Below are 10,228 nucleotides of genomic sequence, written 5' to 3'. Positions count from 1 at the left end.
TCCTTCGTCGCCGCAGCGGCAGAGAGGAAGATGTCGTTGACCGTCATCAGGGCCTCTATCCCAAGCCTTTTCCGGAACGACACCAGGAGGGGAGCCGTGAAAGGACAGCCCTTCCGGAACGATTCGCACCTAATGAAGTACTGGAGATAGGAGTTCTCACCGATCTCTTTTACCGGCCCGCGGTCGGACAACTTCTTCCGCTTCTGGATGATGAGGGACCCCAGCGCCATGCGGAACGGCTTGGCCGGATGTCCTGTCTTCGACGGGAACAACTCGTTGTAACGGGTCTTCTCCTCCATCCTGCACCAGTCCAGCCGGTCGGCAAGAAGGACCCATTCGTTCTTCGGGTCAAGCTGCATCCCGCAGGACTGATTGAAGTCTGTGAAGGCGATCTGATGAAATTTCGGGCTCGTGTATATGGTATCAGCTCCAAGAAATGCAAAGATACTTGACGAATCAAAACTTTATCTTGCATTTATTTTACCATAAACAAGAGAAAAAGTCTTTGAGAAAGATATCATAGAGTTATTTAGCTGTCACTAATTTACGGAACCATTATACGGAGAGAGGGTGGACATCCCCGTGTCAGTATCTACCGTCAGCGCACCGAGGAAAACGTCCTAAAAGCTCAGCTTGTAAGCTTCCATAGACTCACCCCAAAAGCTGATTTCATTTTAATTCCATTCCTCTGCCAACAGAAAATCGCGGATATTGCGGTGCTTGATCCCGTTTCTGCTCATGTCGAACTCATCCAGAGAGACAACATATTTCGGGTAGTTATCGCGGATATTGTCATACGCGCCGAACTCACGCTGAACGGTCTCATCGGATGCCAGCAGATAGGCAACCTGAACATACAGTTTCTCTCCACTCTTGTCACATACAAAGTCAATCTCCTTGTCTCCGGTTCTGCCGACCGTCATTTTGTAGTCCCGGCGTAGCAGCTCCAGATACACGATGTTCTCCAAAATGAGGTTGATGTCACGCATATTGCCGCCGAAAACAGCCTCCCGGATGCCGTGGTCGGCAATGTAATACTTCTCATTGGAGGCAAGGATCTGCTTTCCCTGCAAGTCCTCACGCTTGACCTGATAGAACAAATATGCGTCGCAGCAGTATTTGATGTAGTTCAGGATGGTCTCCGGTGCAACGGTTCGCTTCTCATTTTTGAGGAACTTCGCCAGAGAAGTTGCGGAGAAGGTCGTGCCCACATTCGCAATCACATAAGCGATGATGCGTTCCAGCAAGTCCACGTCACGGATCTTGTTCCGCTTCACAATGTCCTTGAGCTGGACAGAGTTGAACAGGTCATGAAGGTAGAGTTTGGAAGGAGCATCCTCGTAGCGGATGTTGGCAAGGTACGGCATACCGCCGGATAATAGATACTTCTGAAAGCATTTCTGGATCGGCTCATCCGGTGCGATGGGACGGTACAGTTCCAGAAATTCCGCGAAGGAGAATGGGTAAATAACGAACTCCACAAAGCGTCCGCCGAGATAGGTGGAAAGCTCACCGGACAGAAGTTTTGCGTTTGAACCGGTGATATAGATGTCGCAGTCAAGGGATACACGGAGGGAATTGATACACTTCTCCCAGTCTTTTACCTCCTGAATCTCATCAAAAAACAGATAGACCTTGCCGTTGATCTCTGCGGCTCTCTTGATAATCTCATCATGCAGTGACTTTGCGGTTTGCAGATGAGAGAAGTTCAAATCCTCAAAGTTGATAGAGATGAACTGAGCAGAGCTGATACCGAACTCCACAAGTTCCTCTTTTATAAGCTCCAGCATGACCGATTTACCGCACCGGCGAATACCGGTCATGACCTTTATCAGCTCCGTTCCGATAAACGGGCGGATGCGCTTCATATACATTTCACGTTTAATCATGATCATAAGCCTCCTTGCCTGTGGCTGAACATAGTGTAATACATTTACGACTGAAATTCAATGACATATTCCAGAGATAATAATATATAACTTATAAAATCTATATTTCTGTAAATTGCGACAGCTACGAATGCAAATCCGCTTTGGTATGATTGTTGATGCCGAATATACGGCTCGGAAGAACAACCGCCTGAAAAGGCTCATCAGGAATGCTGATTTTGAGCAGCCTGAGGCTTCCGTTGCTGCGATTGACTATGGGCATAACCGTAAAATAAACCGTACATTGGTCGAGCGTCTGGCAAGCTGTGAATACATCACGGAGTATCGGAACATCTTCATTACCGGTGCAACCGGCTGTGGTAAGACTTACCTTGCCTGTGCATTTGGTATGGAGGCTTGTAAGCGCTATTATACGGTCAGGTATGTCAGAGTTCCGGATCTGCTTCTGGATCTTCAGGCAGCCAGAACTGGAGGCCGCTTCCGGGAGGCTCTAAAGAAGTATATCAATCCGACTCTGTTGATCCTGGACGAATGGCTTCTGATGAAAGTGACGGAACAAGATTCTCAGAGCCTTCTGGAACTCATTCATAAGCGCCGCAAACATGCATCTACTATTTTCTGCTCCCAGTATCGGGAATCCGAGTGGTATGCAAAGCTTGGCGGAAAGGATAATCCTCTTACAGATGCCATCATGGATCGGATCTCCTTTGATTTCTACAAGATTCCGATCGAAAGTCTCGATCCGGATAAGGATCTCTCTATGAGGGAAGTCTACGGGCTGGATCCATCTAAGGCTCAGTAATTACAACTATGAATTGATGGTACCGCTTGGACAGAGATGTCTGAGCGGTACCACCGCATAAAACAATAAAGTGGCTCTCAGTCTCCGGACTGGTGGCTCTCAAGTTTCCGGACTGGCGGCTCCGCCGCATAAGAATAATCAATTAAAGCTGAAATATCTTGGCTTCGGTTTTTACAAGGACAGCAAGATAAAAGAATGGAAATGTAGAGCGCACCAAGACTCGATTGTAAAATTAAAACGCAAGCTAAAAGAACTGACCTGTAGGAAAACGCCCGGAAAAGTAAGGGAGAAGATAGAGAAAATCAATCAGGTAACAAGAGGATGGATTAACTATTATGCCCTTTGCTCCATGAAAACAGCGATGACAGCGATTGACGCACATTTACGGACAAGGCTTCGGGTTATTATTTGGAAGCAGTGGAAAGTACCAAAGAAGCGACAGTGGGGATTGCAGAAACTGGGAGTAGGCAAAGACCTTGCAAGGCTAACTTCATACTGTGGTGACCGCTACTAATGGGTTGTCACTAAGACATGTGTTGTAAGAGCAATCTCTAAGGAAGTGCTTGCGAAAGCAGGACTAATAAGTTGTCTCGAGTATTATAATAAGCGTCATGCCTTGAAGTTATGTTGAACCGCCGTATGCCGAACGGCACGTACTGGTGGTGTGAGAGGGGGATTAAATCCCCCCTACTCGATTCCAGCAGGTTGATTTTTTTGTCCAAAATCAAGTATAATTGGATGAAAACTCGGGACGCTGGATGAAAGGGGTTCTTATGAGATCTTTTGATTACAGCAGGCTTTATGAAAAAGCCTGGGATACAGATATTCTAAATCTTGTCGCAAAGATTCACGAATGCAAAGGTAGACAAGATTTATTCATTAGGCAGAAACCTGTTGAGTTGGATCGCCTTGTTGAGATTGCCAAAATACAGAGTACTGAAAGCTCCAATAAAATAGAGGGGATTGTCACGACAAGTGCTCGTATGAAACAGTTGTTTGAAGAAAAGACAACTCCCAAGAACCGTGATGAGGATGAGATCATGGGTTACAGGGATGTGCTGAACACGATTCACGAGAGTAATGAATATATTCCGATTCATCCTTCTTATATACTTCAGCTGCATCGTGATCTTTTAAAGAGAGCAGGTTTTTCTTACAGAGGCCATTTTAAGAATGTGCAGAACTATATCAATGAGACAAAGCCAGATGGAACTGTAGTTACCAGATTCACACCGATTGCGCCTTATGATACTCCGGATGCGGTAGAAAAACTTTGCAATGCCTATGAACAGGCCGTCGCAAATGAGAAGATTGATTCACTGATTCTTATTCCAACGTTTATCTGTGATTTTCTTTGTATTCATCCATTTAACGATGGTAATGGACGAATGAGCAGACTACTTACATTACTTCTGCTGTATAAAAACGGGTATAGTGTGGGAAAGTACATCAGTATAGAAAAGCAGATAGAGAAAACAAAGGATCGATACTATGATACGCTCGAAGCGTCAGATGCCGGTTGGCATGAAGAGAAAAATGATCCGACACCATTTATAAGATATATGCTTCAGGCTATTCTTGCATGTTATACAGAGTTTGAAGAAAGAGTAGGCTTAATGTCCGATACAGGAAATGGAAGTACGGCATATGACATTGTCAAAAAGTATACCGAGGAAAAAGTTGGAAAATTTACAGGGGCAGAGGTTGTAACTCATTGTCCAAGCATAGGAAGGTCCTCAGCTCTTGCAGCACTTAAGAGACTTACTGAAGAAGGACTTATCATTCGGGAAGGATCTGGAAGAAGTACATTTTACGTTCGTGCCGACAGCAAATAATTTTCGTCCAAATAAAATCCGATTTGGACGAAAGGCATTACGATTGGATGAAAAATATTGATAGAGGAGAATAAGCTTGCTGATAATTTTGGATAGCAATATTATTTGTTCAAATTTTCATATGAAAGGCCCTTCGTTTGAGGTTGCTCAGAGAGTCGGCACGATTGTTTTGGGACAAATCGTAGTCGATGAGGTCTGCAATAAATATAAAGAGATTCTTGTAGAATTGGCGGCAAAAGTAAATAATACGATTCAAGATTTGAATAAGCTGCTAGCTGATTCCCCAACATCTTGGAATGAAATAGATGTCGATGATAGATGTGATAAATACAAAGATTTTCTTGAAATGTTTATTATCGAAAGTGGCATGACAGTTGCGGAAGATTATCCGGAGGCAAAGCATAAGGATATCGTTCAGCGTGCTTTACAGCGAAAGAAGCCTTTTAAAGCAGATGGTAGTACTGGATACAGAGATTATCTTGTTTGGCTAACATGTTTAGAGACTGCCAGAAGATATACAAATGAGGAGATTCATTTTATATCCAGTAACACACGAGATTTTGCAGATCCGAATGATAAGGAGAAATTACATTCAGATCTTTTGTCAGACTTAGCAGAGTGGAAGATACCGGATATCAGATTCTATTATTGGAATAGCCTTAAGAACTTTATTGACAAATATGCAAAAACAAAATTCGATGTAATAGAAGCTCGGGAAACTCTTGTTGCTGAAATAGAAAAGAACGAAGCGGGTTTTCTAACGCCGGTTCAAGAGTATATAAAATCCAAAGTGATTGGATGTAGCTTAGAAGGGTATGATGTATTCGTTCCAGGTGATAATGAAATACTTAAGGAAATCCAAAGTGATGTAGGAACGCAAATTGATGAAGTGTCTGAGCTAGATAATGATAAATTGCTATTAGGAATAACAATCGACAGCATAGGAGTGGTTACATCTACTTTAAGCATCTCCGATATAAAGGAGATTGAAGAATATGATTTAGATGTAGAAGTTGTAGATAGAGACAATGGTGCATGCAAGCTTGAAACCACTTTGGGCATACAAGTTAAATTGAGAGCAGTGTATAGCAAGAATCGAAAAGCAGTTATATCTGTCGAGATTGATGATATCGACGACTACGATTGCCCGTACTGCCCATACTAAAGGTTTTGATATGTTCCCGACTACAGGCACACCTGTAGAAATATTTCCGCATACAGACAGAATTATGGATATGTTCCCTCATACGGGTGACATCCATAATATAATGGGTCAGTTTTCAAGACAAAAATCTGAGATTTTTATAATGAACTGATATCCATAGTTATGAGAGTATTGACGCCCTGGGTTACTGATGTTCAAGCGATATCCCCGGCTTCCTCGTAAAGCATTGCCGGGTAATACACAGAAGCAGGCGGTACATTCCCGATCGCCGAATGACAGCGCTCGAAGTTGTAGGTATGGATGTACTCCCTGATCGCAGCTCTGGCCTTAGTCATTGTGATTACCGCTCACCGGATCAGTATGAGGAGCAATACCTGGAGAAACTGGAGGAGTCTCTCAAGCCCGTAAGCTGAGAGATAATCTGGCGTGTAAGTCACTGATACAGAGCATCTGAAACTGTTAATGCTGTTTAGCGGGAATTATTGTACTCATACACCAACCGGAATGACAGTCTGATCTGTGACTGTCATGAAGGGCGGTAGGATAAACAGCGGAGTATCAGCGAAAAAGGTTATTTTTAACTTGTACTTTTTCTTGACATAGGACCACCTACAGCCTTGAGAACCTCAGGGAGAAACAGAAGACTTTCGGCACGATCATACTAGAGTGGGATCTGGATCTTCCTCCGGAGATTGCCTGCAAAGCTTATGACAAGCGCTGGGAGATCGAGCTCGTCATGCGGTATTACAAATCCGCCTGTGAATTCGATGAGACCCGCGTGCAGGACGACTACTCTGTGATCGGCAGTGAGTTTTGTAATTTCCTTTCAACGCTCCTGACCTTTCGCCTGATCGATGCCTTTGACAAGGCAGGTCTTCTTGAGGAGTATACCTACAGAAAGATCTTCTCCGTGCTAATCCGGGCGAAGAAAGCGCGTGTCGGAAGCGAAAACTGGCAGCTTGTACGGAGGAATCCTTCTCACCTGGAGATCCTCCAAAAGCTGGACCTCATTCCGAAGCCGGAAGAAGCGCCGAAGAAGAAACCCGGCAGGCCCAGAGGAAGCAAGAATCGTCCGAAGACTGAAGCACCACCATCCGATCAGGCGGAGCAGCCGGTAAAGCGTAAACGCGGCAGACCGCTTGTATATTCCGGACGGAAAGTCCACCCTTCACGATTGATTAGCCCATCTGCCACGGAGAATCGGCCCACCCTTCACGGGGGAATAGCCCACTTGTCATGGACATGAGCCCAGTTCCTCTTCGTTCTCTTATAATGAGATCGGCACACGCAAGTGTGACTATCATTAAGGAGGGCGATGATTATGGTAGATTATCGCGAAATTCTGAGACTCCGAAGTCTCGGAAACAACATCACACAGATCGCCAGTGCGATCCACAGCTCCCGACACACTGTCCGGGATGTCGAAAAGCTGGCTGATGAGAAAGGCATCCGCTGGTCTCTAGAAGAGGGACTCCCTAACCAAAGGCTTTATGAGCTGCTTTATCCGGAGCGGCTTTACAAAGCAAAGGTGTACATGGAACCGGATTGCGCATACATCCATGCGGAACTTGCGAAGAAAAGCGTAAACCTGACCCTGCTTCACAATGAATATAAGGTCAAATGTGCCGATGCTGGCCGCGTTCCTTATCAGTACTCGCAGTTTTGCGACATTTATCGTGCATGGGCGAAGAGGTCCAAAGCAACGATGCGGATTCATCACAAGCCCGGTGACGCCATGGAGGTTGATTGGGCGGGTGGAACACTGCCGATCACGGACCCTGTAACCGGTATCGTCGATCCGGCTTACCTGTTCGTGGCCGTGCTTCCCTGCAGCTGCTATCCGTATGTAGAACTTTGCGGAGACATGAAGCAGGAAAACTGGCTGCTCTGCCATGTGCATACCTTCGAGTATTATGATGGTGTGCCGCGACTTCTGATACCTGACAATCTGAAAACCGGTGTAACAAAGAACACTCGGCTGGATACCATTATCAACCGCAGTTATGCAGAACTCGCGGATCACTATGGCATTGCAATCGTTCCCACCAGAGTGAAAGCTCCCCGGGACAAGAGCCATGCGGAAGGCACTGTTTCGTACGTGTCTACCTGGATCCTTGCAGCGCTGCGCAATGAAACTTTCTTTTCTCTTGCCGAAGCAAAGGAAGCTGTGGCAAAGAAGCTGGAGGAACTGAACGGATATCCTTTCAAAAAGCGGGAAGGGAACCGCCGTGAGGCCTACCTCCTGGAAGAGAAAGAATTCATGCAGCCGCTTCCCGCCAATCCGTATGAACCGTCCACCTGGTCAGAACAGACGATCCTTCTTGATTATACCGTGACCGACGGCTTAAACAAGTACTCTGTTCCGTATGATCTGATCGGTGAATCAGTAAGCGTCCGAGTGACCCGTGACACGGTGGAGGTATTCTTCGGAAACAATAGGATTGCCGTACATCCGCGTGAGCATAAACGGAAACATGATCCGATCACTGTGCCGGCACATATGCCGGAAAATCACCGGCAGTACCTGACATACACAAAAGAGGACTTCCTCTCCTGGGCTGAAACGGCAGGTCCGAATACGGAAAAAGTCATTCGTTTCTTTCTGGAATCCGGAAGAGCACCGGAACAGGGCTTCAAGTCCTGCGTCAGCCTGAAAAAGTATGCTGAACGCTATAGGAAGGAACGCATTGAGGAGGCCTGCCGGCAGATCCTCACTTTCAGCGGCGATCCTTCGATCCGTGGTTTGGGGATCCTGCTTAAGTCACCTGTCATCGGAAACCGCGCTGCCAATCCCCTGCCTTCAGCAAAACCTTCACGCCGGAGCCGCGGCATTACACGTGGCGCGGACCAGTTCAGGAAGAGAGGTGATGAGCAGTGATCAACCTCGAGACTGTTAAAATCCTCCGCAGCCTACGTCTCCCCGGCATGGCCAGGGAACTGGAATCACAGCTTGAAGATCCACAGCGTTACAGGGGGCTTTCCTTCGAAGACCGGCTTGCACTCCTGGCGGATGCGGAGAATGGATCCAGAAGAAAGAATACGGTCAAACGCCGCATTGCGGACGCCCGGTTCAGCGAGCCTACAGCAAGTATTGAAGCCATCGAGTATCATGAGGATCGTGAGCTTGATAAAGGTCTGATCACGAAGCTTGCAACCTGCTCTTACATTCGGGAGAACCATCACGTTGTTCTGAAGGGCGCTACCGGTGCAGGAAAGTCATATATCGCCAATGCGCTCGGCGCGGCGGCGTGCCGGAAGCTTTACAAGGTGCGCTATGTGCGCCTTCCGGATCTGCTCAATGAGTTTGCTGTCGCCAAAGCCCTGAATACACAGAACAAGGTAAAGACTGCCTATGCAAAGTTTGACCTGCTGATCATCGATGAATGGCTCCTGCGCCCGCTTCCCGAATCTGAAGCATACGATCTTCTGGAGATCATTGAAGCCTGCAGCAAGAAAGGTGCCCTGATCCTCTGTACTCAGTACGATACGGATGACTGGTATTTCCGCATCGATTGTGACCGTGCCGAAGATGACGACAGTGCCGTTGCCGAAGGTATCCTTGACCGGATCATTCATAACAAGTATGTGATCGAGGTAAAAGGCCGTATTTCCATGCGTAAGCGTCATGCTTTTGCCGAATCCGAAGAAAGCGGAGTGGCAGACAATGGCTGATGCTTCCTGCTACGATCTTCTTAATGAAGTGAACTGCGCCGACAGATGCGAGGCTGTTATCGCACCCCGCGAACTGGTAGACAAGCTAACAGCAGACATCCAGTTCCTGGAACTCGAGTGCATCAGCACAAGGTATCTTCTCCGTCAACACATGGATAAAGAAGAAGGAGAACTGCTTCGCATGGATATCCTGTCATATTTGACTGGTAGATATGAAGGAGATCTCGCCTAGGAGCTCTTCAAAAGCATCCTGTACAGCGGTGGTGATCCGATGGAATTCCGCGATTATCATGTCAAGGTACAGAAAGCCTGCAAAGGCAACTGCCCTGCTGGCACGGATATCTGTAACAACTGAGGATGCTGACCGTCTGGGCAGGCCATAACGGCTTGTTCAAGCGGCGCAGCCGCAGTTGATATCCCAAGATCCTTCTGAGTCACCATTCTTATGGCGGCCAGAAGAGCAGCCACCGCGCAAGCGGCTTGGCCTTGACCGGCGGCAGATGCGCAATACAATGGCTGCTGCGATGGGGATGAAAAGGCTTCTGTATCTGATATCCCTGAGTCCCCATCGCCGATGTGGGCATATCGCGCAGATGTCGACTGTCAAGGCTGGCGGACGGTGACTGATCCAACTGGGCTCGCTTCCGTGAAAACTGGGCTAAATGGCCGTGACAGGTGGGCTATTCGGCCGTGCAAAGTGGGCTACTCACGTGGAATATACACCGCTGGGCAGCAAAAACAAGCCGAAGTCAGCTTCGCCAGAGCCATCAATGTGACAATAGGTCACTGAAGAGAACATCCACCTGAGACTATGTCATTGTCGATAGAGTCTCACTGGTTGGGAAACTGCTATTTAAGGTTACCC

The 10,228-nt window shown here is 47.0% G+C and carries 9 protein-coding genes and 2 pseudogenes; 8 read left to right on the top strand and 3 right to left on the bottom strand.

The window, feature by feature from the left end:
- Nucleotides 1-359: pseudogene (locus tag GCWU000341_RS09670) on the bottom strand (transposase); the annotation flags it as partial.
- 315 nt (nucleotides 360-674) lie between these two features.
- Nucleotides 675-1,889: an ATP-binding protein gene (locus tag GCWU000341_RS09665; RefSeq protein WP_040654147.1), complete on the bottom strand. Its 1,215-nt coding sequence runs from the start codon at nucleotides 1,887-1,889 to the stop codon at nucleotides 675-677.
- A 112-nt stretch (nucleotides 1,890-2,001) separates the two neighbouring features.
- Here GCWU000341_RS09665 and GCWU000341_RS09660 point away from each other — a divergent pair.
- From GCWU000341_RS09660 to GCWU000341_RS09645, 4 genes and pseudogenes are all read left to right on the top strand, one after another.
- Nucleotides 2,002-2,691 (top strand): annotated as a pseudogene (locus GCWU000341_RS09660) (ATP-binding protein); the annotation flags it as partial.
- Between the two features lie 70 nt (nucleotides 2,692-2,761).
- Complete coding sequence (locus tag GCWU000341_RS14355) at nucleotides 2,762-3,205, top strand: group II intron maturase-specific domain-containing protein (RefSeq protein WP_009215792.1); 444 nt, start codon at nucleotides 2,762-2,764, stop codon at nucleotides 3,203-3,205.
- A gap of 259 nt (nucleotides 3,206-3,464) precedes the next feature.
- Nucleotides 3,465-4,526, top strand: coding sequence for a Fic family protein (locus tag GCWU000341_RS09650; protein ID WP_040654145.1), 1,062 nt, complete (start codon nucleotides 3,465-3,467; stop codon nucleotides 4,524-4,526).
- A 76-nt stretch (nucleotides 4,527-4,602) separates the two neighbouring features.
- A complete protein-coding gene (locus GCWU000341_RS09645) occupies nucleotides 4,603-5,691 on the top strand; it encodes a PIN domain-containing protein (protein ID WP_040653966.1) in 1,089 nt (362 codons plus the stop codon).
- A 194-nt stretch (nucleotides 5,692-5,885) separates the two neighbouring features.
- Here the strand turns inward: GCWU000341_RS09645 and GCWU000341_RS14350 are convergent, their stop codons facing one another.
- A complete protein-coding gene (locus GCWU000341_RS14350; RefSeq protein ID WP_009215789.1) occupies nucleotides 5,886-6,026 on the bottom strand; it encodes an IS3 family transposase in 141 nt (46 codons plus the stop codon).
- Between the two features lie 401 nt (nucleotides 6,027-6,427).
- Here GCWU000341_RS14350 and GCWU000341_RS09640 point away from each other — a divergent pair, with 401 nt between their 5' ends.
- The 4 genes from GCWU000341_RS09640 (at nucleotide 6,428) to GCWU000341_RS09625 (ending at nucleotide 9,595) form a co-directional block, all read left to right on the top strand.
- A complete protein-coding gene (locus GCWU000341_RS09640) occupies nucleotides 6,428-6,937 on the top strand; it encodes a hypothetical protein (protein ID WP_009215788.1) in 510 nt (169 codons plus the stop codon).
- 69 nt (nucleotides 6,938-7,006) lie between these two features.
- Nucleotides 7,007-8,569, top strand: a complete 1,563-nt coding sequence (gene istA, locus GCWU000341_RS09635; protein WP_009215787.1) for an IS21 family transposase — start codon at nucleotides 7,007-7,009, stop codon at nucleotides 8,567-8,569.
- The gene (locus tag GCWU000341_RS09630) at nucleotides 8,566-9,363 is read left to right on the top strand and encodes an ATP-binding protein (protein ID WP_009215786.1); all 798 of its coding nucleotides are present in this window, start codon (nucleotides 8,566-8,568) and stop codon (nucleotides 9,361-9,363) included. Before istA ends, GCWU000341_RS09630 begins: the two co-directional genes overlap by 4 nt.
- Nucleotides 9,356-9,595 carry a hypothetical protein gene (locus tag GCWU000341_RS09625; RefSeq protein ID WP_009215785.1) on the top strand — a complete coding sequence of 80 codons (240 nt, stop codon included), beginning with the start codon at nucleotides 9,356-9,358 and terminating at the stop codon, nucleotides 9,593-9,595. Before GCWU000341_RS09630 ends, GCWU000341_RS09625 begins: the two co-directional genes overlap by 8 nt.
- Nucleotides 9,596-10,228 lie beyond the last annotated feature (633 nt).

The sequence above is a fragment of the Oribacterium sp. oral taxon 078 str. F0262 genome, assembly GCF_000160135.1.
Classification (GTDB): Bacteria; Bacillota; Clostridia; order Lachnospirales; family Lachnospiraceae; genus Oribacterium.
This window is presented reverse-complemented; position numbering and strand designations above follow the sequence as displayed.

Coding starts and splice junctions, on each gene's coding strand:
- GCWU000341_RS09640 (WP_009215788.1), top strand. CDS start 6,428: ATGCGGTATTACAAATCCGCCTGTGAATTCGATGAGACCCGCGTGCAG.
- GCWU000341_RS09665 (WP_040654147.1), bottom strand. CDS start 1,889: ATGATTAAACGTGAAATGTATATGAAGCGCATCCGCCCGTTTATCGGA.
- GCWU000341_RS09625 (WP_009215785.1), top strand. CDS start 9,356: ATGGCTGATGCTTCCTGCTACGATCTTCTTAATGAAGTGAACTGCGCC.
- GCWU000341_RS09650 (WP_040654145.1), top strand. CDS start 3,465: ATGAGATCTTTTGATTACAGCAGGCTTTATGAAAAAGCCTGGGATACA.
- GCWU000341_RS14350 (WP_009215789.1), bottom strand. CDS start 6,026: ATGACTAAGGCCAGAGCTGCGATCAGGGAGTACATCCATACCTACAAC.
- istA (WP_009215787.1), top strand. CDS start 7,007: ATGATTATGGTAGATTATCGCGAAATTCTGAGACTCCGAAGTCTCGGA.